The 25286-nt window shown below is 65.0% G+C and carries 19 protein-coding genes; 7 read left to right on the top strand and 12 right to left on the bottom strand.

The window, feature by feature from the left end:
- Positions 1-123 precede the first annotated feature (123 nt).
- The 4 genes from OLX23_RS10490 to OLX23_RS10475 are packed head-to-tail and all read left to right on the top strand — an operon-like array spanning position 124 to position 4628.
- On the top strand, positions 124-987 hold the full coding sequence (locus OLX23_RS10490) for a CmcJ/NvfI family oxidoreductase (protein ID WP_264444946.1): 864 nt from the start codon (positions 124-126) through the stop codon (positions 985-987).
- Positions 984-2162 carry a sulfotransferase family protein gene (locus tag OLX23_RS10485; RefSeq protein WP_264444945.1) on the top strand — a complete coding sequence of 393 codons (1179 nt, stop codon included), beginning with the start codon at positions 984-986 and terminating at the stop codon, positions 2160-2162. Before OLX23_RS10490 ends, OLX23_RS10485 begins: the two co-directional genes overlap by 4 nt.
- On the top strand, positions 2159-3331 hold the full coding sequence (locus OLX23_RS10480) for a hypothetical protein (RefSeq protein WP_264444944.1): 1173 nt from the start codon (positions 2159-2161) through the stop codon (positions 3329-3331). Before OLX23_RS10485 ends, OLX23_RS10480 begins: the two co-directional genes overlap by 4 nt.
- 52 nt (positions 3332-3383) lie before the next feature.
- Positions 3384-4628 carry a cytochrome P450 gene (locus OLX23_RS10475; protein WP_264444943.1) on the top strand — a complete coding sequence of 415 codons (1245 nt, stop codon included), beginning with the start codon at positions 3384-3386 and terminating at the stop codon, positions 4626-4628.
- Between the two features lie 64 nt (positions 4629-4692).
- On the opposite strand, the gene OLX23_RS10470 is transcribed toward OLX23_RS10475, so the two are convergent.
- The 8 genes from OLX23_RS10470 to OLX23_RS10435 form a co-directional block, all read right to left on the bottom strand.
- A complete protein-coding gene (locus OLX23_RS10470) occupies positions 4693-7230 on the bottom strand; it encodes a TonB-dependent receptor (RefSeq protein ID WP_264444942.1) in 2538 nt (845 codons plus the stop codon).
- A 106-nt stretch (positions 7231-7336) separates the two neighbouring features.
- Positions 7337-8365 (bottom strand): hypothetical protein, encoded by a 1029-nt coding sequence (locus OLX23_RS10465; RefSeq protein ID WP_264444941.1) that lies wholly within the window; start codon positions 8363-8365, stop codon positions 7337-7339.
- Between the two features lie 294 nt (positions 8366-8659).
- Entirely contained in the window at positions 8660-9562 is a 903-nt protein-coding gene (locus tag OLX23_RS10460) for a helix-turn-helix domain-containing protein (protein ID WP_264444940.1), read from the bottom strand.
- 45 nt (positions 9563-9607) lie between these two features.
- Positions 9608-10756 (bottom strand): sulfotransferase family protein, encoded by a 1149-nt coding sequence (locus tag OLX23_RS10455; protein ID WP_264444939.1) that lies wholly within the window; start codon positions 10754-10756, stop codon positions 9608-9610.
- Between the two features lie 166 nt (positions 10757-10922).
- A complete protein-coding gene (locus tag OLX23_RS10450) occupies positions 10923-12575 on the bottom strand; it encodes an FAD-binding protein (RefSeq protein WP_264444938.1) in 1653 nt (550 codons plus the stop codon).
- A gap of 7 nt (positions 12576-12582) precedes the next feature.
- A complete protein-coding gene (locus tag OLX23_RS10445) occupies positions 12583-13971 on the bottom strand; it encodes an aromatic ring-hydroxylating oxygenase subunit alpha (protein ID WP_264444937.1) in 1389 nt (462 codons plus the stop codon).
- Between the two features lie 265 nt (positions 13972-14236).
- On the bottom strand, positions 14237-14467 hold the full coding sequence (locus OLX23_RS10440) for a hypothetical protein (protein WP_264444936.1): 231 nt from the start codon (positions 14465-14467) through the stop codon (positions 14237-14239).
- A 111-nt stretch (positions 14468-14578) separates the two neighbouring features.
- Complete coding sequence (locus tag OLX23_RS10435) at positions 14579-16882, bottom strand: arylsulfatase (protein ID WP_264444935.1); 2304 nt, start codon at positions 16880-16882, stop codon at positions 14579-14581.
- A gap of 125 nt (positions 16883-17007) precedes the next feature.
- On the opposite strand from OLX23_RS10435, the gene OLX23_RS10430 reads away from it, so the two are divergent.
- A complete protein-coding gene (locus OLX23_RS10430) occupies positions 17008-17895 on the top strand; it encodes a LysR family transcriptional regulator (protein WP_264444934.1) in 888 nt (295 codons plus the stop codon).
- 99 nt (positions 17896-17994) lie between these two features.
- Here OLX23_RS10430 and OLX23_RS10425 read toward each other — a convergent pair whose 3' ends face one another.
- Positions 17995-21030, bottom strand: a complete 3036-nt coding sequence (locus OLX23_RS10425; RefSeq protein WP_264445671.1) for a DUF3857 domain-containing protein — start codon at positions 21028-21030, stop codon at positions 17995-17997.
- Positions 21031-21144: 114 nt separating this feature from the next.
- On the opposite strand from OLX23_RS10425, the gene OLX23_RS10420 reads away from it, so the two are divergent.
- Positions 21145-21777, top strand: coding sequence for a response regulator transcription factor (locus OLX23_RS10420; protein ID WP_264444933.1), 633 nt, complete (start codon positions 21145-21147; stop codon positions 21775-21777).
- A gap of 71 nt (positions 21778-21848) precedes the next feature.
- Positions 21849-23180 carry a sensor domain-containing diguanylate cyclase gene (locus OLX23_RS10415; RefSeq protein ID WP_264444932.1) on the top strand — a complete coding sequence of 444 codons (1332 nt, stop codon included), beginning with the start codon at positions 21849-21851 and terminating at the stop codon, positions 23178-23180.
- 153 nt (positions 23181-23333) lie between these two features.
- Here the strand turns inward: OLX23_RS10415 and OLX23_RS10410 are convergent, their stop codons facing one another.
- The 3 genes from OLX23_RS10410 to OLX23_RS10400 form a co-directional block, all read right to left on the bottom strand.
- Positions 23334-23501, bottom strand: coding sequence for a hypothetical protein (locus OLX23_RS10410; RefSeq protein WP_264444931.1), 168 nt, complete (start codon positions 23499-23501; stop codon positions 23334-23336).
- 226 nt (positions 23502-23727) lie between these two features.
- On the bottom strand, positions 23728-24240 hold the full coding sequence (locus OLX23_RS10405; RefSeq protein ID WP_264444930.1) for an MbcA/ParS/Xre antitoxin family protein: 513 nt from the start codon (positions 24238-24240) through the stop codon (positions 23728-23730).
- A 25-nt stretch (positions 24241-24265) separates the two neighbouring features.
- Entirely contained in the window at positions 24266-24622 is a 357-nt protein-coding gene (locus tag OLX23_RS10400; RefSeq protein WP_264445670.1) for a transposase, read from the bottom strand.
- Between the last annotated feature and the right edge of the window lie 664 nt (positions 24623-25286).

Genomic DNA, 25286 nt, shown 5'->3' with positions numbered 1-25286 from the left:
ATGTAAAGTCACCCGCCTTCTCGAACTTGACAGTTTTTACTATTTTTGTAACGTTTCGCGGATCGCCGGATAGAGAGGCCAGTCCCATGGCTCCTGCGGCGACGGACAAAATGGGAGACGATAATGCTGGCGATCGAAGGGCAAACCGCGCGCGACGTGACAGCCACGGTGAACTACGTGCGCAACCCCCGGGCGTCGGCGGCAGAGCCGCATCTCGAGTTCTGCACCGAGAACGAGAGCCTCTCGACCATGGACACCCTGCCCGGCCGGAGCGTGACGATCCATGCGGCGCGCGACCTCGCCACCTCGCTCGACCACGAGGGCTTCGTCCTCGTCCCGCACGTTAGCGCGGTCGAGGATTTTCGGCTGATCGAGGAGGATCCCGCGGTCGACCAGCTCTATATCGACGAGATGGCGACGCTTCTGCGCGAGACCACCGGCGGCGTCTTCGCGATGCTGCTGGGCGGCGGCAAGAAGCGCTTCGGCGAGAGCGCGAGCGACCTGCTCGCACCGCTGATCAATGCCAAGCCCGCACGCTATGCCCACGCCGACAACACCGACGAGTCGGCGGCGCAGCTGTTCGCGCGGATCACCGAGGCGGCCGGCGATCGCCTGCCCAAGAACGCACGCTGGGCGCTGTACAACATGTGGCGCGCGGTCTCGCCGCCGCCGCAGGATTTCCCGCTGGCGGTCTGCGATGCCGGCAGCGTCGCGCCGACCGACGAAGTGACCGTCACCGCCGTGACCAGCACGCGCGAGACCGGCGAAATGCGCCACGACACGACGGGTTACCTCTACAATCCGCAGCACCGCTGGCACTACTTCCCGGACATGACCCGCGACGAGGTCATCATCTTCAAGGCGCACGACAGTCGCGACGACGTCACCCGGCGCGTGCCGCATACGGCCTTCACCGATCCCGACTGCCCGCCCGGCACGCCGACGCGCGCCAGCGTCGAAGCCCGCGGCCTGGTGATCTTCCTGTGAGCGGCACGCCCCTGCTCAGCACTGCGGCGATCCTCGCCCAGGCCCAGGCGATGTCGCCGGTCGCCGATCCGACCCCGGGCCTCTTCGCGCAGAACCTCGATCTCCTCGTCTCCTCGCTCAACGCGGAAGCGCGCCTGAGCGAGCGAGGCGCGGCCGCCTGCAGCGGGATGCTGGCGCTTGCCGAGCGCAAGCGTATCGAAGTCTCGCACTGGTGCGCGGCCGAGCCCGAGATCGTCCGCCAGCCGGTCGACCGGCCCGTCTTCCTCACCGGTCTGCCGCGCTCGGGCACGACCTATTTCCAGTACCTGTTCGACCGCGAACCGAGCTTCCGCATGATGCGGACCTGGGAGGGGGAAAGCCCCTGCCCGCCCCCGGCGATCGACACCGCATCGGCCGCCAGGCGCCAGGCGCAATGCGCCGAGCAGCACCGGCAGCGGCGGCAGAACGACGGTGGCGCGCACGACAGCTTCCATCTGTCCGATCCCGACGGTCCGCAGGAATGCGTGATGATCATGGACCAGACCTTCGGCAACGCCGGGCACTACTGGACCTTCCGGGTGCCCAGCTACTTCGACCGAGTTCTCGACACGATCGACCTCACCGCCTGCTATGCCCATCACAAGCGCGTGCTGCAGACCTTGCAGTGGCAGGCCCCGCCCTCGCGCTGGGCGCTCAAGTGGCCTTGCCACCTGCTCGCGCTGGGCGAAATCCGGCAGGTGTTCCCCGACGCGGCGATGGTCGTGACCCACCGCGATCCCGTGGCCGTGCTGGCATCCAACTGCAGCTACGCCACCTTCCTGCGCGGAATGTTCTCCGACGCGGTCGATCGCGCCGAGCTCGGCCGGCAGATGAAGGACCTCGTCAGCCGTCACATCCGTGCCCTGGTCGATTTCGACGCGAACCGGGCCGACGGGGTGACCATCGCCCATGTCGACTACGGCCAGGTCGTGGCCGATCCCGAAGCGGCGATGGTCGACGTCTATCGCTCGCTCGATCTCGAACTGACTCCGGCCGTCCGCCAGAGCATCGCCACCTGGCGCGCCGAGAACCCGCCCGGCAAGCGCGGTGTCCATCGCTACGATCTCAGCGACTACGGGTTGGACGTCGACGAGGTGGCGGAGGAGTTCGCCTTCTACACCGAACGGTTCGACCTCGCCGACAAGCTGCGGGCATGAGCGCGACCGCTGCGCCGACCGGCTTCGACCGGCTGCTCGAAGACCTGGCCGAGGTCCATCACCGGCTGTCGCAGCACCTGACCGGTCACGACCACACCGCGGCCGAGCTCACCACGGCGATGCTCGGCGGGCTCATGGCCAGTTACCTCGGCCGGGTCTGCGCCGACCTCGACCATCCCGCCTTCCTGCCCGGCGCCGGATACCACCAGCGGATGGGCATGCCCAATCCCGACACGGTCTATCTGACCGCGGCAATCGACGGCGAAGGCGTCTACCGGCTGACCGGCGATCGCGGCACGGCGCCCGAGGTGTCGCTGATGCCGATGGGCGGACCGACGGCGGCCGGGCTCAAGACCTATCCGGCCATCGATCTGCGCAGCTTCGACCTCGACGCCGAGGGCAAGCTCGACCTCGTGCTGTCGGCGCGGCGTCCCGAGGGGCATCACGGCGCCTGGCACGAGATTGCGCGCGACGTGCGCTCCCTGATGCTGCGCTCGGTTTCCGACGATTGGGGGCAGCATCGCGATCCGGTCCTCGCGATCACACGGCTCGACCGTCCGAGCCGGCGCCGGCGCACTTCGTCCGGCGAACTGGCCGCGCGCCTCGCAGGGCTTGCCCAGATGGTCGAGGGCACGCTCGCCTTCGGCATGCGCAAGGTCGCAGGGCTGCGCGCGAACGGCACGGTCAACGCCGTCGCCACGGTCGACTATTCGGCCGGCGGCGGGCTTGTTGGCCAATGGTATCACGAAGGCGTGTTCGACCTGGCCGAGGGCCAGGTGCTGGTGGTCGAGGCCGACCTGCGCCGCGGCGTCGACACCTTGTCGCTGGCGCTGACCGACGCGCTCGGCTGCACGCTCGACTGGGCCAATGCCCAGACGAGCCTCAACCGCAAGCAGGCGCATCGCGATGCCGACGGCTTCCTGCGCTTCATCGTTTCGGCTCAGGATCCGGGCGTGGCCAACTGGCTCGACACGACGGGGCACCCGGTCGGCGTCATGCAGCTACGCTGGACCGGCTGCGCGACCGCGCCGGGCCTGACGTTCCGGCTCGTCGATACCGAGGCTGTGACCGCCGCCCTGCCGCCCGACACGCGCAGGGTCTCGCCAAAGGAACGCGAGGCGATCCTGCGCGCGCGCGCCGCCGGCGCTCAGCGCCGCATCTACTGGTAGCCGGGTTCGCCCGGAACCGATCTTCACGACCAAGACATTCGGGAGAACGAGAATGGAAAACGCAGCTGAAGCCCCGGCGATGCCGCCGCTGCCGCCACGCCCGGCGCATGTTCCCGCGGAACTGGTCCGACCCTATCCCTTCGCCGGCCGCGGCACGACGAGCACCGCCATCCCGCGCGACTTCATCCCCGAAATCCACCAGGGCCCGCCGGTGTTCTGGGTCGATGCGGTCCCCTACTCGATTCCGGGCGCCTGGGTCCCCCGCCGCTATGCCGAGTTGCAGCAGGTCTATCAGGACACCGAGCATTTCACGCCGAAGGGTACCTCGCAGTTCGCCCAGATGATCGGCGAGACCTGGTTCTCGATCCCCGGCGAGGCCGAGCCGCCGCTCCATTCGCGCTATCGCTTGGTGCTGAACCCGATGTTCGGCCCGTCGCGCATGGCCAAGCTCGAAGAACGCATCCGCCTCTACGCGCGCGAACTGCTACTCGAGCTGCGGCCACGGGGCGGCTGCGAATTCGTCTCGGAATTCGCCTTCGAGTTTCCCATCCGCGTGTTCCTCGAGCTCATGGGCCTGCCGCAGGACAACGTCGCGCAGTTCCTGGCCTGGGAGCATGCGATCCTGCGATCGCACAGCATCGAGCCCGTCGTCGAAGCGCTCAAGGCGGTCACCGAGTACCTGAGCGAGCAATGCGAGCAGCGCCGCCGCGAACCGAAGGACGACCTGCTAACGCTGGGCGTTCAGGCCGAGGTCGAGGGCCGCAAGCTCACCGAGGACGAACTCAAGGGCTTCTGCTTCAACCTGTTCGTCGGCGGCCTCGACACGGTTTCGACCAACCTTTCGGCGCATTTCCGCCATCTCGCCGAGAACCCCGATCACCAGCAGTTCCTGCGCGAGAACCCCGACAGGATTCCCGAGGCGATCGATGAACTGATGCGCGCCTATGCCGCGGTGACGACCTTGCGCGTCTGCACCAAGGAGATCGAGGTCGGTGGCGCGCGCATGCTGCCCGGCGACCTCGTGCTGATGCCGACCTTCCTCGCAGCCAACGACCCCGAGGTGTTCCCCCGGCCCGAGATCATCGATCTCGCCCGCAAGCCCCGTCACGTAAGCTTCGGCTATGGCCCGCACCTGTGCATCGGCATGCACCTGGCCAAGCGCGAGATGCGCATCGCCATGGAAGAAGCGCTCGCGATCCTGCCGCCGTTCGGCATCGCGCCCGGTGTCGAGGTGGTATCGTTCTGCTCGATTGCCCCGATCGGCCCCGTCGCGCTGCCGCTCATCTGGAACGCCTAGCAAACACGCAAAAGCCCCGGTCATCACGCCAGATGCGGCGCGATGACTGGGGCCGTGCCGTCCGTCAGAAGTTGTAGCGCAGCTTGGCTCCGACGATCCGCTGCTCGCCGTAGCGGGCGACCTCGAAACCGCTGCTGTTGTAGAGACCGGCGACCGCCGAAATGTACGTCTCGTTGGTCACGTTGGTCGCGAACAAGGCCAGGTCGATCGGCGATCCCGCCACCCGATCCCAGTTCAGGTTGAGATTGAGCGTGTTGAACCCTTCGAGCGCGGCGAAGCGCGAGGCCGAAAGCGCCGCGCCGTTCTGCGGCCCGGTATAGGAATAGACCGCCCCAAGGGTGATCTGCCCCAGGCTCTCGTCGAGCGGCAGCGTATAGCTCGCCGCGACGGTCAGGCGATGGTGCGGCGAATAGATCAGGTCCCCACCGACGTCGGCCGCCGGGATCACCTCGAAGAACGGCGAATTGGGCGGCAATACGGTCGGGGTCAAGCTGATGAGCTTGGTGTTCAGATAGGTGTACGAGCCATTGAGGTTGAAGCCGGCGAACGGGGTGATGCTGGCCTCGACCTCCAGTCCGTAGATCCGCGACTTGCCGGCGTTGATGATGCCGTCCGCCTGTGAGATCGAGCTGCCCGGCGGCGTGTTGAACAGCGCGCTCAGCTGCTGGTTGGTCAGCTTGTTGTAGAAGGCGGAGAGGTTGAAATAGCCACGGACGGCACCGCGGATGTCGGCCTTGAGCCCGAGTTCGTAGGCGTCGACCTTCTCGGGTTCGAAGGTCCGGTAGCCGTCGGCCGCGTTCGCCGACACACTGCCCTGCCGATAACCCCGCGCATATTTGGCATAGATCAGGACGTTCTCGTTCGGCTTGTAGTCGAGATCGATCAGCCAGGTCGGCCGCGAGCTGCTGGTCTTCGCGTCGATCCGGCAGTCCTGGGCCAAGGTCGTGTTCGGCACGATGCACGAGACGACCGGCGTGTTCGCGGCGGGAAAGGTATAGGTGAAGGCCTTGGCGGTGCTGCGGACCTTGTCTGACGTATAGCGGATGCCGCCGGTGAGCTTGAGCTGTCGGGTCAGTGCCAGAGTCGCCTGACCATAGAGTCCGAAGTTGCGATAGGCGATGTTGCTCAGACGCTTGCCGACACCGCCGATGGGGAAATCGAAGCCGGGATCGGTGAACTGGACGGGGAAGCCCGTGGCCCGTGCATAGAACTCGGCATAGCCCTTGCGATAGACTTGTCCGAGCGGCGAATAGCACTGCAGGTTGGCGATGTCGGCACAGTTCGTGAGCTGGGTGGATATCGTCCCGACCAGCCCGTGCGGGTCCGAGCGCTCGTAGTAGATGCCCGCCTGCCAGATCAGCTTGCCCTCTCCGACATTGCCCTGGAACTGCAGTTCTTCGGTGAAGCTCGACTGATCGGTCGTCTGCGTCCCCGGCGCATCGGAAACGTCGATGAACTGGAGCCGGGTACCCGCGAGCGCGCCCGAAGATGTCGGATATAGCGCCAGCAGTTTGCCTGCCGCATCCTGGATCGGCACGACGACGGTCGACGGCACCTTGAAGTCGGTGCCGAAGATGTCGGAACGATAGTGCCCCTTGAGCCGGCTGTAGCTGACGATGTTCTTGATCGTCAGCGTATCGCTGGCCTGCAGCGTCGTCGTGTTGATGATGCCGTAGTTCTTGCGTTCGTTGACGGAATCGTCGCGATCAATGCTGGCGACACGCGGACCGCCCTGCTGGCGTGTCGCGAAGGGACCGCAGATCACCGAACCGATGAAGGTGTTGGGATCGCATTCGAGCAGCGAGAAGGCCGAACCGTTGCTCTTCGAATGCACGTAGGAGAGGATCGTATAGTTTTCGAGATCGGGCGTGATGTCCCAGACCAAGCTCGCGCGGGCGGCGATGTAGTGCCGGTCGTCGAGATCGGCGCCTACGCCGACATTGCGGGTCAGACCCTTGCGGTCCTGGAAATCCACGGCGATCCGCGCGCGCAAGGTGTCGCTCAGCGGCGCGTTGACGGCGCCCTGCAGGCCCACCCAATCGTAGCTGCCGTAGAGCCCTTCGACGTAGCCCTCGAACTGGTCCTTCGGCTTGGTCGGAACCAGCAGGACCGCGCCGCCCGTGGTGTTGCGGCCGAACAGCGTGCCCTGCGGCCCCTTGAGCACCTGCACGTTCTGCAGGTCGAAGAAGCTGCCCGGCCCGGCGCCGTCGCCCTGTGCGACCGTGCCGCCGCCGCGCGTCGCGACGACGTCGGCGAAATAGACCGCCACCGAGGGCGAGGTCTGCAAGGTCTGGGTGAAACCGCGGATCGCGTAAGCCGTGCTGTCGCGTCCGTAGATCCCCGTGGTGCTCAGCGACGGGGTGTAGAGTGACAGGTCCTCTGGCGTCACGACGTTGCGGTCGGAGAGCTGGTCCTGGTTGAACACCGTGATCGAGATCGGAACGTCCTGCGCCCGCTCCTCGAAACGCCGCGCCGTGACGACGATGTCGTCGGGCGACGAGGCCTGGGCGTGACCGCCGTCCGCCTGGGCGAGTGCCGGCGTTCCGATACCGACCAGCAGGCCGGCCGATGACCATAGAGCTACCTTGCAAGACAATGCCATTTGCCCCTCCTCTCGCGCCGTCCGTTTGGCGGTCGCTGTCCAACAATCGTGATGTTCAGGCCGAACGGGCGCGTTGCATCGCCGCCTCGTGTTCAGCGGTGCGGGCCTAGCCCACGAGCTGATCCGCCCAATTGGAGCGCTCGATCATGCCATGCGCGCTCTGTCCCTCCCAGGTGTAGCGCGCGCCGCCCTGGTGCAGCGCGAAGCCCGGCATCTCTGGCACGCCGAGGTGGAAGACATTGAAATCGCTGACACCCTCGATGCGCGCGGTGCCGAGCGCATAGTCGAGCTCGAACGAGACGTCCTCGCCGCGTGGGGTCAGCCGCGTCAGGAACGGCACGCCGCGCGCGACTGCGGGATACATCTGGCCGTCGACATAGACATAGGCGCCATTGTGGGTCGTGCCGTCCTCGCGCGGCGGATAGACGCACAGCGCGAAGGCGCGCCCGTCGGGGAACAGCGCGGCTTGCCAGCAATGGCCGCGAAAGGCGCCGAGCGGCCGCACCGACTGGCGATGGATGCGATTGCCGGAGCCGCGAAAGACGCGGGTCTGCCCGTCCAGGGTCAGTTCGCCTTCGGCGCGGAACGCCTGCTCGACGCGCCAGCCATAGCCCATCAGGCCGGCATCGATCCGCTCGGCCTCGGTCATGCCGACCAGCCGTTCGGGGCGCAGGTCCTGCGTCCAGCCCGGCAGCGCCATCGTCAGCTCGACGTCGAGCCGCAGCGGCGCGCGCCTGTCGCGATCGACCGACTGCGCGATCAGGGCTTCGGGCGTGGTGTCGGCGCCCTGCCCATCATAGCGCACGCGCCATTTGTGGAAGGGTTCGAGACACTCGAACACCAGCCCGCCGGTACCGAGGATCGAAGCCTTGCCGTCGGATCCGATCGGGGAATGGGTCGTCCCGGCACCGCCATCGACGATCGCGCGGCCCGCACGATCGACGAAATTGAACTGGAAGCCGTGGCTGTCCCAGCTATCGCCCTTCGCCTCGATGCCGATGCGCGGGAAGGCGAAGGCGCCGTTGTCCTCGTAGAGCCAGATCGACGCGCTCTCGCGCATCTCGGGATCGTCGGGCCGCTCGGCGAGCATGTAGTCGATGTCGGGCTCAAGGCCGCCGGTCCACGAAGCGCTCACGATCGCGTTCTCCCGTCCCGCCGATCACCGCGAGCCGTCGGCGCGCGGAAGTCGCAGGTTTTCCGTTGTTAGACTCTGAAAATGCGCGATTTCATGCCGCAGTTCAGATCGGAGACGATGATCATACGAATTACAAAAATGTTCAATATTGTAACGATTCTATTTGGCCGGATTGCGCAATTCGAAGGTGCAGATGCTCGCGGAAGTTCGTCGCATCGGGCCAAAAGAACGGCCGAGGACAACGGCCCCGGGCAAGCACCGACTTTCGAAAAATGGCCGCGCGATTTCGCACCGTCAGTCGTAAGCGCGGCGCGCCTTGCGCAGGTCGCTGGGTCGCTCGCCCGTATGGCGGCGATAGGCCGAGCAGAAGCTCGCGGCGCTTGCGAAACCCAGGCGAACGGCGATTTCGGCGATCGGCTCGCGGGTCTCCGCAAGCTTGGCGCGCGCGCGGTCCATCACCACCTGCTCGACGTAGCTCGCCAGGGTCTGCCCGGTCTCCGCCTTGAACGCGCGGGTCAGGTGACGCACCGAGAGGCCGCAAATCTCCGACAGTTCGGCAAGGTCGGGCGCCGGCCCGTCGACATGCGCGCGCTCGCGAATCCGGCGCATGCGCCAAGGCGCCAGGCCGCCGGTCAGGCGCTTCGGCGCGAACCGCTGCTCGAGACGAAAGATCCGGATGAGCTCGATCGCCAGCGCATTGCCCAGGGCTTCGATCAACGCGGCCGAAGCGAAACCCGGCCGCTCGAGCTCGCGGGCGATACGCCAGAGCAGTTGCTCGATCGCGGGATTGCGCAGGTTGAGCGCATGCTCGAGGTCGCTGCTGTCCCAATGGGGGCTTCGGCCGAGTATCCTCTCGATCACCTCGGCCGAAAGCAGGCAGGTCAACGACCGCTGTCGCCCTTGGGCCAGGTAGCTGCGCGTCTCGATACCCTGGGGAACGAACATGAGCGGGCCCAAGGCATAGCGCTGCGGACCGCCGAAACTGATCCAGGAGGGCTGCGGGCGCGGTGTCAGGGCAAAGTTGAGCACGTGGCAGCTGGCGTTCCAGCTGTCGCAAGGCGCGGAATCCCAGACGAAATCCGAAAGCGTGAAGGCGGCATTGTCGTCCTTGACCCTGCGCCGGATCGTTTCGCCGAGCAGCGCGCTGGCCGGTTGCCCGGGTGACCGCGGCAGCAGGTTCTCGAAAGAAATAGGCATCCTGTCCAAATCCTCTCGGCCGCGGTGGAACCGCGGTCCACGCTATTACCGGCGTCCGGCCTCATGGTCGTAAAATGCGAAACGTGCGGACACCGCCGCGAGATCGACGCCCAGGCTCGCCGGATCGTAGCTGTGCCGGCCATGCTTGTTCACGGGCTCCTGCTCGCGCCAGGCGAGCATACGCCGCCGCGCCTCGATGGTGAATTCCTCGCCGAGGAAGGCGTAGAGCCGCTCCATCACGTCCATCGGCGCGGTCTGAACCTCGAGGAAATCGACGTCGAAGAAGCGTCGATCGTGGCCGCGCTCGCGAAAGGCCCTGACGCGCTCCAGGCCCGTGCTGGTCCACTCGACATTGGCGGCGACGATCCAGCCGCCGTCGGGCTCGTCGGTATAGGCCCGCGACAACTCGCGATAGAGATCCACCACCGACGGGATGACCTTGGCGATGTCGCGATGCGTCATCCAATAGCGCGCGTCGGGAAAGACCGTGTCGAGCGCGTCGATGAACAGCATGTGCGCGGGGTTCTTCAACCGCCAGCGATGCGGCGGGCAACGCCACTGCAGCAGCTTCAGCACGCGCTTCACGTAGCGGTAGGTCGGCACCAGGTCGGCATCGTGGTTCAACCAGGCGAAGTAGGACGGGATCCGCGCCGAGGCCTGGAAGATCTGGCTCTTGAAATCGAAGCCCATGAATTGCTGGCATTCGGTCGGCGCGGTCGGCGAGACCGGGATCATCATCTTGAGCCGCGGAGCGATCGCGTCGATCTGTGCCGAGCGCACACGCTGTTCCTCGATGCGCGGATCGCTGTGCTCGCTGGCGGCCTCGGGCGGCGGGCACGGCGCGTTGGCTTCCCAGGCGCGCAGGCTGCGCACCGCCGGATCCTCGGCCAGCAGGCAGCCAAGCGCGGTCGATCCCGTCCGCGGCAAGCCGAGGCCGATCAGCGGCGCGACGATCTCCTGGTCGTCGATCTCGGGGTGCATCGCATACCAGTGCTCGACCTCGAGCCGCCGCGAGAGCAGGTCGACGATCTGGTGCTCGATTAGCATCTCGCCCTGCAGGTTGAGGCGGGCTTCCCCATCGAGCGATGCGAGCAGCCTCTCGAGCCCTTCGCGGAACGTCTCTTCGCCGAAGTCTTCGAGCGCCGTTGCTGTCCGCGCAGCTTCGAGGAGCTGCTTGAACGTTTTCATGGCCATTGCGACACCTTTGCAAGGAACGGTGTCTCGTCTGCTATGACGCTTGCGGGACGTGCCCCAGCCCAGGGGACGACGGTTTCGGCCCATTTTCGAAAGTCGCGGCAATCGATGGCCATTACCGAAAATGGCAAGATCCTCGGATCGCCGCGAGGTCAGCACGATCGGATCAGCCCGCGCCCTGCCCGGCCCCAGCCGCCATCGCATGGCGCGCCGCGACGTAGCCGAAGACGATGCCCCCGCCGATGCTGGCGCCGGCCGCCGGATAGGTATGGCCCACGACGGGCGCGGTGATGTTGCCCGCCGCGTAGAGGCCGGCAATGGCGCTCCCATCGGCGCGCAGCACGCGCGCATCCGCGTCGGTCACCAGCCCGCCCGAGGTGCCGACGTCCAACGGCAGGATCTCGACGGCATAGAACGGGCCTGCCTCGATCTTGCCGAGCGTGGGATTGGGTCTGTTGCCCGGATCGCCCATCGCCCGGTTGTGGTGGCTCGCACCGCGGCCGAAATCCTCATCGACGCCGCGCTCGGCGAAACCGTTGAACCGCGCCACCTCGTCGACCAGCCCGTCGGGATCGATCCCGGCCTGGCGCGCGAGGTCGGCCAGGGTGTCGGCCTTGAGGAAATAGCCGTTCTCGACGAACGGCGCGGGGGATTTGCCCGCCATGACCGGACCCCAGCTATAGCGGCTCAGCGCCCGCCCCTCGATGATCGCCCAGGCCGGCACGGCTCCGCGCGCATACATGCGCTGGCCGAACTCCATATAGGCGCCGGCCTCGTTGCCGACACGGCGCCCATCCGGGCCGACGATGATGACGCCGGGCTTGCCCGACTCGCCGGGCACGTGGAACCCGCCATAGGTCCCGTCGGGCAGCAGCGATCCCGGCGTCCACCAGGCCTCCTCCATGCAGTCGACGTCGGCGCCCAGCGCCATGGCCAGTTGCATCGGGCCGCCGGTGTCACCGGGATTGGCCATGGTCCAGGCGCCGGTGTTGGGCTGCGGCTGGAAGGTCTTGCGCATCTCGGCATTGCGCGAAAAGCCGCCCGCGTTGAGCAGCACGCCCTTGCGCGCGCCAATGCGCCGCTCGCCTTGCGCGGTCTTGACCGTGACGCCCACTACCGCGCCGTTCTCGATGTCGAGCGCGGTCACTTCGTGCTCGAGCCGGATCGGCACGCGATGATCGAGCGCCGCCTTGAGCATGCGCCCCTGCAGGGCATTGCCCGAACCGACGGTGCGCGCGCCCGTCAGCTTGTCCTTGAGCATGTTCCAGGCGAGCTTGAGCGCGGCACGCTTGCCCTTCCAGGTCGTCTTGGCGAGCGTCAGGTCGACGAATTCCCACGAACCGACCGGCATGCGCGGAAAGCCGTAGAAGTATCCGAGCTTGTCCTGCCAATCGCCGAGTTCGCGCAGGTCGAACAGCGCGGCCGAGATCGTGCGGCCGTATTCGTGCCCGCCGGGCGCGTTCGAATAATAATCGGGCCAGGGCACGCGAATGAGATCCACGCCCTGGTCGAGCAGGAACTGCACCGCCCTGGGCCCTTCGGCGATGAACGCGTCGCGCTTGGCGGCGGGCGATGCCTTGTCCGGGGCGCCGACGATCGCATCTAGGTAGGTGCGCCCAGCCTCGGCGTTGTCGTCACCAAGCAGCGGGTTGGCGGGAATCCAGGCGATGCCGCCCGAAAACGCGGTCGAGCCGCCGAACAGAGCCTGCTTTTCGAGGATCACCGCGCTCCCGCCGGCGGCCTGGACCGCAAGCGCCGCCGTCACCGAGGCGCAGCCGCTGCCGACGATCACGAGGTCGAAGGTCTCGTCGAAATGCATGGCCGCCTCAACCCTCCGACGGGGCCGGCGCCGCGACCTTCGGCTCGGGCCCGAGGTCGTCGTCGGCGTGCGGATCCTCGAGGAAGCGGCGCAAGGTCTTGTGGAAATGCGACAGCGCGCGTTCCTGGATCGGGCTCGGCCGCCCGCCCTTGAAGGCGCGCGACTTCATGCCCTTCTGGACCTTGGGAATGTTGAGGAAATCCTGGCGAAAAATCAGCGGGAAATCGCCGTCGCGCCAATCCTGATAGACCTCGTGCTCGACCTTCGGCTCGGCGCCCGGCGCGAAACGTTCGAGCGACCAGACGTCCATCATGCAGCGCGTGTGATCGTCGCCGTGAGGGCGGAACCGGTACCACAGCACGGCCTCGATGGCGGGGTGGAGGAACACCGTGTTCGGGAACACGTGCCAGTCGAAGCCGCTTTCGGCGAGGTATTCGGGAGTCAGCCCTTCGGGCCACCCGGCGCCGCTTTCGATCGCGGCTTCGTAGATGAACTGCCCCCACTTGGCGACGACGTCGTGCGGCGGCGTCTCGGCCGTGGTCTCGGTGCGCAGGCGCTGGGTCGCGTCGAACGCGCGCTGGGTCTGCATCGCCTGCAGGTCGTCGCGGAACTGCTCGGCATATTCGAACAGGTGCTCGCGGAAATCGGCGACCTCTTTCGCCGGCAGTCGCGGACTGCGACCGACGGGCAGGCCGGTGCCGCCTTCGTAGGAAATCCAGCCGTGCCGGCCCATGGCGCGGCTGGTCGAATAGTCCTGCGTATAGGTCAGCATCTGCGAGTGCGTCGTCTGGACGTGGTAGAACTCGGTGAAGGCGCCCATCGTGGTCTTCCAGTTCGCCTCGACCACCACCGACTTGTACCAGGCCGGGTGGAGCTTCTCGAACTCGAACAGTTCGCACTTCGATTTCATCGGCTCGAGATACCGGTCGAGCGGCTGGCAATCGGGATCCATGTTGATCCACACCCAGCCGCCCCAGGTGCCGACCTGGACGGGCACGAGATCGGCATCGCCCTTGGCCAGGCAATCGCCCCAATCCTGCCGATCGATCACCTTGATGTTGCGGCCGTCGCTACCGAACCGCCAGCCATGGAACGAGCAGACGAACTGCCTGGCGTTCCCCTGCCCCTCGACCAGAAGATTGCCGCGGTGCGGACAGAAGTTGTGAAAGGCCCTGACCTCCCCATCGCTGCCGCGGACCACGACGATGGAATCGTCGATGATGTCGTAGACGACATAGTCGCCCGCCCCCGGGATCTCGTCTTCGCGGCAGGCGATCTGCCAGACCTTGGGCCAGAGCTGCTCCTTCTCCAGATCGTGGAAGCGGCGGTCCAGATAGTCGGCCTTGGGGTAGAAATCGCTGCGCACTTCCTCGGAGGGAAAGCCGTTCGAAGGCATGGATGCATCCCGTCTTTTGATCGCTGAGCTCGGGGTATCACCCACGACAGCCCAGGTGAACCCAGGATTTGACACATCATCAGGTCAAGAGCGGTTCCTGAACCCGCATTCGTCGTCTTTCAGGCCATCGGGAGCCGGAAAGCGTTCGGCGTTCCTCTGCGCTTTATGGCCTAAAAAGGAAAAGCGGCTTATCCCCGTGACATTCGTGCGCGAGCATCTCGATCAAAATTGACGATCATTCACTTCTAAGAATCCTGGAAAGCGTTCAACCGGCTGCCAGGATGGAATGTTCAAGTCGCACATCGTCGAGGAGGTCCTCGATCGCAGCGCGCTGCGCGTCGGTGCCGCTCGGCCTGACATCCCAATTGCAATGGGCGTGGGTCTCCCTGTCGCGCACGATCACCTTGCCAAGCGCCCGCTGCCAGGCCTGTGAAGTACCGCCTCGCTGCCGGACAAGGCGGGCGATAAGCAGCTGTTCGAGATCTGAGGCCGTCATGCCTGTCGCTTAGCCGTTGTCGGTGGCCAAGCAAGCAGCCCTTCGCGAGCCGGCCCGATCAATCAAAGCGGAGCGATCGGTAGGGGAAATTGGCAGGCCCATTCTCCGACCTCAGTGAACTTGCAGATTGCCACCGCCCTTGCCGTTGAAGTCGAAGGTCACGTCGGTGAGTTTGCCCGGAAACGGCGTCCCCGCACGATAGCCGGCCAGAACGGGCGATCCCCAGTCGGCGGCGAGATCGAAAGTCTCCGGGATGCCGAAATAGGCAGGCAAGACAAACGACAGCCGTTCCTGTGCCAGAACCTTGCCGCCCGCGCTGATCTTCACTTCGAACGGCGTCGCACCGGTAGCCTCGCGCTGGCCCCGCACGAGGTCGAGGGCGATCTCCTGCTTGCCGGGCGCCAGCGCGTCTGCCGCCGTCACCGCGACGCTGCCGCCCGCAAGGTCGTTCATCACCAGCGTCGGCTTGCCGTCGCGCAAGTAGAAACCGATCCCGCCCATCCGGCCGCCCATCGAGAAGATCGGCGCCGTGGCCCCGGCCTCGGCGAGATCGAGTTTCGCCGTCATCGTGAAACCGCGGGTGTTCACCGGTGGCGCGATCATCGAGGCCAGATTGCTGGTGGGACCGGCATAGTGCCACTTGCCACCCCGGCGTGCGAAATCCTCCGCGGCCTTCTTGGCGGATTCGCCGGCGGTATCGCTGAGGTTGTGGATCGGCGCGACGTTGTAGCGCTTGGCCTGGTCGGCGAAGGCCGCTGCCATCGCCGCGACACGCTCGGGATATTTCGCGGCGAGATCGGTGGTCTGGCCGGGATCCTTGCGCAGATCGTAGAGCTCCCAGGGCTCGTCGAAGGTCTTGGCCGTCTGCCAGTCCCAGGTGCGGTAGCGGTGCGAGGTGACGATCTGCCAGCCGTCCTGCCACAGCCCCTTGTTGCCGTAGAGCTCGACATATTGCGGCCCCTCGTGCCCGGGTGCGCGCGCCGAGGCAAAGGTCGCGGTCAGGTTCTGCCCCTCCATCGGCACCTGCGGCACGTCGTTCACCGTCTGCGCCAGCGGCACGCCCGCCGCCGCGAGCAGGGTCGGTGCGATGTCGGAAACGTGGGCGAACTGCCCGCGCAGCTCGCCGCGCGCGGCGATGCCCTTGGGCCAGGCGACCACCAGCGGCACATGCGTTCCGCCCTCGTGCGTGGTCTGCTTGTAGTAGCGGAACGGCGTGTTCCCCGCGACCGCCCAGCCATAGGCATAGTGCGGATAGGTACCGGGCGCGCCCCAGCGGTCGAGGAAGGCGCGGTTGTCCGCCGCGGTCAGCCCGCCACCCGTCACCGCCGCCTCGTTGTAGAGCCCGCTCGGGCCGCCTTCGGCGCTGGCACCGTTGTCGGAGGTCACGACCACGATCGTATTGTCGAGTTCGCCCGCGGCGGCGAGCGCATCGAGCATCCGGCCGAACTGCGCATCGGCATAGGACAGCGATGCGGCGAAGGCCTCCATCTGCCGCGCGTAGAGCTGCTTGTCCTCAGGGCTCAGGCTGTCCCACCGGGGCATGCCCTCGGGCAGGGCCGCCAGCCTGGTTCCCTTCGGCACCGTGCCTTGCGCGATCTGTCGCTGCAGGATCGTCTCGCGCACCTTGTCCCAGCCCTGGTCGAACTTGCCCTTGTAGCGCGCGATCCATTCGGCCGGCGCGTGGTGCGGGGCGTGCGCGGCGCCGGTCGCCCAGTAGAGGAAGAACGGCCGCTGCGGATCGGCCGCGCCGCGCGACTGGATCATCGCGATCGCTTGGTCTGCCATGTCGGCGCTCAGATGATAGCCGGGCTTCTGCGGCCGACCGATCGGCGTCTGGTCGCGAACGAGTTGCGGCTCCCAGTTGTCGGTGTCGGCGGAGAGGAAGCCGTAGAACCGGTCAAAGCCCTGACCGGTAGCCCAATAGTTGAACGGGCCGGCGGTCGAGACATCTCCGTTGGGCAGATGATCCCACTTGCCGACGGCATAGGTCGCATAGCCCGCGGCGTGGAGATTGGCGGCGATCGTCCCTGCCCCCGCCGGGATATGCGCATCATAGCCGGGAAAATCGCGCGCGGCCGTGGCATGGCCGCCGATGTGGACCGAATGCGGCATGCGCCCGGTCAACAAGGCGGCGCGCGAAGCCGAACAGATCGGCGCGGTGTGATAGTTCGAATAGCGCAACCCCATCGCCGCCACGCGATCGATGTTGGGCGTCTCGACCAGGCCGCCGAAGCAAGAGACCTGCGCGAAGCCGACGTCGTCCATCAGCCATACCAGCACGTTCGGCCGCTGCTGGCTCTGCGCCGAAGCTGCCGGCGCGGCGCGCGGCGTGGCGTTCTGCGGATCGGCCAGGGCAGGACCGGCAAGCGCGGTACCGGCCAGCATCAGCGCGACAATCGAACGGCGAAGGGTCATCAAGTTCGGCTCTCCCTTGAAGATCGGCGATCATGCGCCGCTTTCTGCTTGTTCCGATCGGGAGACTAATCGGCACCATCATTGAGTCTAATGCATTCAAAAGCCAATTTTGATAATCACGACTGATGCTCGATCTACGCAACCTCCGCTATGCCGTGACGCTCGCTCGCCGCCTGAGTTTTGCCCGCGCGGCCGAGGAACTTGGCATCTCCCAGCCTGCCCTCACCCGCGCGATCCAGATGCTCGAACAGCGGTTCGAGGTGCGCCTGTTCGACCGCGATCGCTCGGGCGTGCGGATCACGCCGCAAGGGCAGGTCATGCTCGATGCCGCTTCGGTCCTCCTCGCCAACGCCGATGACGTGGAGCGGCAGTGGGATCGCACGGCCAAGGGCCAGTTCGGCCTCGTCCGCTTCGGCATGGCGCCGATGCCGGCACGCGCGCTGCTCCCCGCGGCGCTGCTCGAACGGATCGAGACCGCGCCCGGCGTGATCAACGACGTGGTGGTGCGCAATGTCGAAGCGCTATGGCCGCTGCTCATGGCGGGCGACATCGAGTTCTTCGTCGCCGCGGAGGGACAGTTGCCCGATACCGTGCCGGTGCGCGCCGAAGTGCTCGGCCGGTTTCCGCGAAGCCTAATCGTTCGCACCGGTCATCCGCTGCTCGATGGCGCGAGCGACGAAACGCTGTTCCCCGTTTTGGTCTCCGGCGGCGTGCGCATGCCGCGATCGCCGGAACTCGATGACACCGTCGATGGCCCACGCCACGTGATCGAGGACTTCGATACGCTCGTCAGGCTGACCGCAGCCACCGACGCGATCTGGCATGCTTCCGCCTATGCCGTGGAGAACGAGATCGCGCAGGGCCTGCTGGCGGCTCTGCCATGGACGCGAACCGACGAACCGGACTCGTTCAGGATGATCATGTATTCACTCGATCGACGTACCGTTTCGACCGCCGCAAAGTCATTCGCGCGGCTGTTTTGTGGCCGAATAAGAGAACTGGCCAGTCGATGAAATTTCAACAGACTGCGGGCCTCGGCACATCCCCCGCGCGCTGCGCCAGCGAATAGACCTACCGCGCCGACGGCATCGGCAGAATGCAGCACGAAGGGCTTACGGGGTTATCCCGTATCGTCGATAGAAACGTTCGACCGATGGATTCAGCGTAAGAGCGGCCCGCCGTTCGAGATCGGCCCGCCCCTTGTCTCCGAGCCGCCTGGACACGACCGCCGACATATAGAGAGAACTCGCGAGTTCCGGTTCCTGGGCGAGTGCTGCGTCATAGTCCGCACGGGCCTCCGCCAACTTGCCCTCGCGAAAACGAACCATTGCACGACTATCGAGATAGGTCGCCGGATCGGACGATAGCTCGATCGCGCGATTGCAGTCCGCGAGGGCCATATCGAGACTGCTGCTCCGCAGCGCCAGATACCAACAGCGCGCGTTGCGAAGTTCAGCCGATGTTCCTCGCTTCTCCAGAGCCGCGTCAAGGAGTTCGAGAGCCTCTTCGTGACGCTCGCCCGATTCCAGGACGTCCACACGGTGCAGAAAATCCGAGAGCCCATCATCGGTGTTGATGTCCGGTTCGGATGGGAGGAGGTCGAGCCCCTCGTCCACACGCCCGGCCTCTGCCAGTTCTACCGCAAGATAGTCGCGAGCTTCCTTGTCGCCCTGCTCGAGATCGTAGGCTGCTTGCGCATCCTTGAGCGAACCCGCCTTGTCGCCGCGCTGGGATCGCACTTGCGCGCGGTTCAAATAGCGCGCCGCCGTCGGATCCAGCGCAATCGCCTTGGCATAGTCGGCCTCGGCCCCGCTCCAATCGAGCAGGCGCTCCTGAAGCCACCCCCTGTCGACCAAGCGCCCTGCATCGTCGGGTTTCGCGGCGATGCGCTCGTCGAAAATGGCCCGCACTTTCGCTACGGCGGGCGAGGCCTTCCTGCGCGCGACATCGTCCCAGCGCCGGGCATAGCTTTCGGGCAGTTCGATGCGGGCCTTCTTGGCCATGGCATCGGCGATGGCCCGCCCCGCACCGCTCGTCCTGTCGGCAGGAATCTCGGCGCCGGTCTCGAACGAAGATATCTCTTCGGACACCGTGCCTTCCGTCAATTTGGCTGATCGCTGCCATTTGACCGCGGGCAGATCGAGATCCCCCATGTCACCACCGATCAGGGTCGCCCCCTTGCCGTCATCGGGAAGACGTATCGATACATGGCTGCGCGCCGTCCACGGCTGATCGATGAGCGCCGGGATGGCACGCCAAGCCGCTCTGTCGCGAGGCGCGTCGTAAGCGACAATGAGCGTTGGCCCCAGCGAAAGAGCCTGCCGCCGGTCACGGTACTGCCACTTGGGATATCCGACCCCGTCCACCACGAGAGTCCAGGTCGCGTTCGCGGTGTCGAACTCGGCACGCGGTTTGCCAATCGACGAGGTGCCGATCCAGTCGTTCGCGGCCTTTTCCGCAAAGGCGAACAGCTTCTCGTCGTAGTCGGCATTGCGATCGACGCGATTGGTCGCTGCATAGGCGCCGGTATGCCGCAAGGTCAGGCGGAAAGGCGCCGGCAAGTAAGGACCTGCCGTCATGTCGTAGGCGATATCGACGTCGAGGTCCGAGCGAGCATGCGCGCGCTTCGGCAGTTCGACGAGCGTGGGGGCGGCACCGGCCAGGGGCAGCACCGTCCCGAACCGCGGAACGTCGCGGATGTCGGCAAGGCGCGACCCCAACATCGTACCGTCGACCCAGAAATCTTCCCCCGCGATCTTCGCCCGCACGAAAACATGATCGAAGGCGCCGGCTGCCGGCAGCATCTGTCCAACCGCATCGCCTCGGCCGGTATTGGCAAGAACCGGCTCGGCTTCGACACCCAGGCGATCGAGAACCGCGAGCAGCAACAGCGTCTTCGCCTTGCAATCGCCATAGCGCTTGCTCCACGTCTCCGCAGGGGATTGAGGCACGTAGTTACCAGTGCCAAGCGCGATGAGCTGATAGCGGACTTCGTCCTGCACCATCTGCAGCGCATCGGCCAATCGCTCGATCGGATCCTGCGAGCGCGCAGCTATGGTCGCGACGCGGGCGGCCAGGTCCGAGCCAGGCGCGATCGTCGCTTCCGTCCGATACAGCGGCGCCATCGCCCGGGCTACCGCTTGCCAGTCCTTGAAGCTGGAGAACTGAACGACCGGCACGGGGGTGAACCGGGACGGCATGTTCTTCGGCATTTCCGGCAACTTCGCGATCGGCAGCGGAATGACGATTTCGTTCCAACGCGCATCGATCTTGCGCGGCACAGCGGTGACATTCGGCAGGCCGACCTTCCAGGCGATGTCGCGATTACTCAGCCAAAGTAGACGGGCTCTTCCGAACCCGATCTTTGCCGGCGCCGGAATGAGCAGCAGGCCATCCTGAACGTTGCCCTCGAGCGTCGCATCCCGCGTGGTCACGCTGAACGCCGCGCGGAGCGTGTCTCCCACGCGCAGACCTTCGAAATGCTTCACGGCGGTAAGCTGGCCATCGACGATCATCCGCTCGAGACCGGCCTCGCGTCGAAGCACGGTAATGCCGGCTCCCCCTGCCAGCGCGTCGATGACCTGCCCCTCGCGCACAATCTCGAGACGATGGAAGGTCAGGTCGCCGTGATCGGGTTGCCAGCTCATTTTGAGGTTGCCGCGTTGGGCCAACACCTCGGGCGTCGAGATCACCGTTGCGGTGTCGAAGAAGGCCGTAACGGTATCACCGTCGACGAGAACTTGCTCGTCGAACAGCGGCAAAGCGGTCCCAGAGCGCGCGGACGGATCGAGGTTCAGCGCCGGCGCCGGCGCCACCCAACTCGGCACCGGTCCCGTCAATACCTTGTCGCCGGCCCAGGCAGGACAAGCGAAATGAACGGCAATAGCCGCACCGACGATCCATCCATTACGCATTCTGAAAAGTCCCGTACTTCCTGCCAGCCCCTTGGCGCGCCGCACTCGCAGGCGACGATGAAAGCACTGTTCGGGCAGCCGGCAAGCGGCAATACCTCCGAAATGGGCACAACAGCGCACCCGTCGTTCATGCACCCAGCGGCTATCATGGCAACCAAAGGTGCGTTGAAGACCGGCGACGTCCGAACGCGCCGCCGGAGAGCCTGAGGCACCAGCGCCGCGCGCCAGATTCATCACCAGGTATTTATACTAAATGCCGTTTACCCGGCGCTTACCATAAAGCCCTGATGGCTATGGACGTGGACAAGAATTCTCGCCCCAGCTTCCCGAAAAAGGGCCCAAGCCGAAATGCATGAGATGGTCTGGGTGATCGATGTCGACGTTCGTCGCCGTGCCTCGATCACTTTCTTCCTCAACAACACCGGCATTTTCGCCGAGCCATTCGAAACCGTGGAAGAGTTTCTCGGATCGTGGCCCAAATCGGGGATAGTCGTCATTCACGACGACCCGGGCGCGATCTCGTCACTGGCCCAGGCAATCAGTGCGCAGCAGGCTTGGCTGCCGATCGTGTCCTATTCGGAAAAGCCCGAGCCGGCGCGGGTCGTCGATGCCGTGCTCGACGGCGCGGTGGGCTATGCCTCATGGCCGCTTTGCACGGACACCCTCGTAAAGATCCTGCGTGACGCCGGCACGCGATCGGCCATGGCCGTCTCCGGCGGCGCTCGGCAGGTTCAAGCGACGGCGCGCATCGAACGATTGTCGCGTCGCGAACGCGAAATCCTCTCTGGCATGGCCGAGGGGCTCAGCAATCGGCTGATCGGCGAGCGATTGGAAATCAGCCCTCGCACCGTCGAACTTCACCGTTCGAACGTGCTGACGAAGCTTGGCGCGAGGCATAGCGCCGAAGCCATACGCTGGGCGATCGAAGCCTCGCTGCCGGCACTGCAGCCCGCCAGCTCGGAGAAGCCGCTGGTGGCTTAATGTGGCGCAAGAGCGTCCCACTCGGTATAATTACCTAGTGCTCTCCAGGACGTGAGTCGAAAGAGGCAGACATGGTGCATTGGCGACAACAGGTGACGCGGATCATCGCCGCGCAGAGCGCCATCGTCGACGCGGTCGGCGACCTTCATGACATGCTCGAGGCTGTCGTCAGTGGCGCGCTTGCGACCATCGATGGTGCCGATGGCGCCGTCATAGAAATGCGCGAAGGCGAGAACATGGTCTACCGGGCCGCGAGCGGGAGCGCTGCCGGTTTCGTCGGGCTTGAGCTGCCCATGCGCGGCAGCCTGTCTGGCGAATGCGTGCTCAGCGGCGAGCCCGCGATCTGCCACGACACGGAGACCGATCCTCGCGTCGATCGCCTGGCCTGCCGGCGAATCGGTGTGGGCTCGATGATCCTCGTCGCCTTGCCGGGCGCGGCCGGAAACGTCGGCGTGCTCAAGATCTACTCGGCGTCGCCGCGGGCCTTTCAGGAAGACGATCTCCTGATCGCGCGACTCCTGATCGCGCCGATCGCCTTCGGCCTCGCCAACAGTGCGCAGATGGAGACTTCGCGGCGGTTCGAAGCGACGTTCGATCAGGCTGCGGTCGGCATGGCCCATGTCGACATCACCGGAAAGTTCCTCAGGGCCAACGATCGCTTCTGCCAGATCGTCGCGCGCAGCCGCGACGAGCTCTATCGCGAATCCTTCCAGGTCATCACCCATCCCGACGATATCGATGCCGATCTCGAGCAGCTCATCGATCTCGCCGCGGGCCTCATCGATCACTACCAGATGGAAAAGCGCTACATCCGCCCGGATGGCAGCCTGGTGTGGGTCAACCTCACGGTATCGATGGTGGCCTTGGCGAACGGTTCGCCGGACTTCTTCGTCGCCGTGATCGAAGACATTTCCAGGCGTAAACGTGCCGAAGGCCAGGCCTTGCGCGATCCGCTGACGGGCCTGCCGAACCGGCGAGCCATGCTGCAACGACTTTCGAGCTCGCTTGCTGATTTGCCGGCCGCCTCGGATGGTATCGCAGTCGCCTACCTCGACCTTGATCGCTTCAAACAGCTCAACGACCGGCTTGGCCACGCGGTGGGCGACCTGTGCCTGTCGGCGGTGTCGCGGCTCGTTCAGGACACGATCCGCCAGTCCGATGCCATCTACCGTATCGCGGGCGATGAATTCCTGCTGGTTCTGACTGCCGTGACCGACGATGATGCCCGTCGCACGCTGGAGCGCCTGCAAGCTTTGATCGACGCCGAATCCAAACGCCAGGACTGGCGGATTGGCGTGAGCTTCGGTCTCGTCGTGCTTCCTGGCGGCACCACGATCGCCCTAGAGGATCTGCTCGATCACGCAGACCGTCGCATGTACGATGCCAAGCGGCTCGCCGCGTAAATTCGATGACGGATCGGGTAACGTGAAGGCCGCTCGCTTGTTCGTATCGGCCCGCAATCTGCTGAACAGCGCCGCCCGATCACGTCATAGATTGTCATATTGCTATTGCTAGTAACTCGCATTATCTGCATTCACGTTTTTCAAAGTGGCGGTTCAGATGAGGTTTTCTGGTTCGATCGTCGCCGTGTCGATGGTGCTGGCGCTGCAGGCCATGCCGGCCTTCGCGGCCGAAAAAACGATCTGCGTCGAGGTCAGCGCAAGTCGCGCCGGATGGGCTCGGCAGCGGGCAGGGTACCCTACCGACCGCACGAGGAAGAGCACACAGAGGCCTAGCCAAAGGCTAGCTTCAAGTTCTTGTTGAGACCAATTTAGAACGCCTCAGAAAAATGGCAGATTTCCGCCAAAGGCATCGTTATTTCACCGGAACCGGATCAGCTAACGACGCCTTGAAATCAGAGGCTGAGGAACAACAATGCCTCAAAATGCACGCCGTTACGAAAAGAGCGCCTTTACAAAGGCTTAATCAGCCCGTCCAGTCACAGCGGAATTACCGTATCTGGATTTCTTCTTCGGTGTAGGGCGTGCTGTCAACATCGATCGCATTGGGCAGCACATAGAGCCCTTGTTGGGCCGCAGCGAGAAATCGCCGGGTCGCCATTAGGCCATCCAGATGGCCGGTCGTCATGAGGTCCAACGGCGACTGCCCATCAAACGGCGGTGCAGCGTGCGGCGAATGCATCCACTCAACGGCTAATCTCTGTTCGGTAAAAAGCTGGCTCAGCGCGGCGTGGATCCCGAGCAAGTTAGACAGTCGAGCGAGCACATCCAGGCTCAGCGAGAAGGAGAGACCATTGGACGCTTCGCGACGCCACCTACGGTAGGTCGATGGCGCCGGGCTACCGAGGACCTTCCGCCGCTGATCCTCAGTCAAAAGCCATTGATCTGCTATTGCAAGAAAGGTCCGGATTCCGGGCGCGCTTAGCCGCTTTCGATCGATGGGCAGCAAGCTCCCCTGCTCCATCATCGCTGATAAAGCCCTACGTTCATCGCTTTCCATCATTCCGGCTACCCTTCGGACCTGCATGCTAGTTTATGAAGTTGGGTCCAACCCCACCTTTTTGGCCTCGTTGATTCTCACGCGATAAGACATCGCTTATCACTTCGGTCGTTCCCCGACGCTCCAGGGTGCGGAAACGTGAATAGCATGCATCGCGGCGCCCGTAGCGTGACGGAAGGTCTGACCATTTTCTGCCCGTGCCGGAAACCCAAATCATGGCATTAGCGACAGCCCTGTCGCATACTCCATGGCGGCTGCGCCGGGCTCGAGGGATCCAACAACGTACCAATTCCCACTCACGGTCGGATAGGTCAGCTCTCCCTCTTGCGACCTGCCTAATCGTGAGACCCTTCAGGTGGCGGCGCCAGTGTCCGAGTGGCAGCATGGCCCCGAGTTTTGCGGCGACAGCCCTTCTTGAAGCGAATCCAGGCAGAAGCTCCTTGAGTCCATTCTCCTTGAGCCATGACGAAGCACGTCGCTCACGGTAACCTAGCCGGGCGTTGATCTCCTCGAGGCTCACGAGAGATTTTGCGAGGCGCGCGACACTGGAAATGGTAATCCGCTGCATTTCGGTATCGATTGGCACGGCGGTCGACCAACCGAGCATCTGCACGTCAGCGATACTGCAATTCAGGATTTCGGCTGCCACGCCATAGGGCAAGGTTTTTTTCTGCGTATCATCAGCGGTCGCTAGCGCGAAACTGCTGTGAAGTCGGTAAAGATGATCGAGGACTCCAGGGCTCACGCGAAGCCGGCTGAGATCGACCTGACCCTGCGCATTTGCCGGAGCTCGCAACCCACTCCGCATAGCGAACGTCTTAGAAAAGAATGCGGAATACGGTTTGGGACGACCGCCAACCGCAACGAGAGCCTTGGACAGCGGAATATAATCATCGTCATCGTAGCCGAGCGGCGTCGTAACAGACTGAACCGCCCCGGGATTGTCGGAGGCCCTAACTCCTGAGAGGAAGGGTCTACGATGAGCAAGACGACGAACAAGTTTGCACCGGAGGTTCGTGAGCGGGCAGTCCGCATGGTGCTGGATCACG

The organism is Novosphingobium sp. JCM 18896 (assembly GCF_025938095.1).
GTDB lineage: Bacteria > Pseudomonadota > Alphaproteobacteria > Sphingomonadales > Sphingomonadaceae > Novosphingobium.
Note: the sequence above shows the minus strand (reverse complement) of the source record. Positions and strands in the feature narration are given on the sequence as shown.

Bases quoted from the DNA above. Each gene is read 5' to 3' on its own strand.
- OLX23_RS10435 (WP_264444935.1), bottom strand. From the start codon at position 16,882: ATGACCCTTCGCCGTTCGATTGTCGCGCTGATGCTGGCCGGTACCGCG.
- OLX23_RS10490 (WP_264444946.1), top strand. From the start codon at position 124: ATGCTGGCGATCGAAGGGCAAACCGCGCGCGACGTGACAGCCACGGTG.
- OLX23_RS10460 (WP_264444940.1), bottom strand. From the start codon at position 9,562: ATGCCTATTTCTTTCGAGAACCTGCTGCCGCGGTCACCCGGGCAACCG.
- OLX23_RS10450 (WP_264444938.1), bottom strand. From the start codon at position 12,575: ATGCATTTCGACGAGACCTTCGACCTCGTGATCGTCGGCAGCGGCTGC.
- OLX23_RS10430 (WP_264444934.1), top strand. From the start codon at position 17,008: ATGCTCGATCTACGCAACCTCCGCTATGCCGTGACGCTCGCTCGCCGC.
- OLX23_RS10405 (WP_264444930.1), bottom strand. From the start codon at position 24,240: ATGATGGAAAGCGATGAACGTAGGGCTTTATCAGCGATGATGGAGCAG.
- OLX23_RS10455 (WP_264444939.1), bottom strand. From the start codon at position 10,756: ATGGCCATGAAAACGTTCAAGCAGCTCCTCGAAGCTGCGCGGACAGCA.
- OLX23_RS10480 (WP_264444944.1), top strand. From the start codon at position 2,159: ATGAGCGCGACCGCTGCGCCGACCGGCTTCGACCGGCTGCTCGAAGAC.
- OLX23_RS10475 (WP_264444943.1), top strand. From the start codon at position 3,384: ATGGAAAACGCAGCTGAAGCCCCGGCGATGCCGCCGCTGCCGCCACGC.
- OLX23_RS10420 (WP_264444933.1), top strand. From the start codon at position 21,145: ATGCATGAGATGGTCTGGGTGATCGATGTCGACGTTCGTCGCCGTGCC.
- OLX23_RS10425 (WP_264445671.1), bottom strand. From the start codon at position 21,030: ATGAATCTGGCGCGCGGCGCTGGTGCCTCAGGCTCTCCGGCGGCGCGT.
- OLX23_RS10415 (WP_264444932.1), top strand. From the start codon at position 21,849: ATGGTGCATTGGCGACAACAGGTGACGCGGATCATCGCCGCGCAGAGC.
- OLX23_RS10400 (WP_264445670.1), bottom strand. From the start codon at position 24,622: ATGCTGCCACTCGGACACTGGCGCCGCCACCTGAAGGGTCTCACGATT.
- OLX23_RS10440 (WP_264444936.1), bottom strand. From the start codon at position 14,467: ATGACGGCCTCAGATCTCGAACAGCTGCTTATCGCCCGCCTTGTCCGG.
- OLX23_RS10445 (WP_264444937.1), bottom strand. From the start codon at position 13,971: ATGCCTTCGAACGGCTTTCCCTCCGAGGAAGTGCGCAGCGATTTCTAC.
- OLX23_RS10470 (WP_264444942.1), bottom strand. From the start codon at position 7,230: ATGGCATTGTCTTGCAAGGTAGCTCTATGGTCATCGGCCGGCCTGCTG.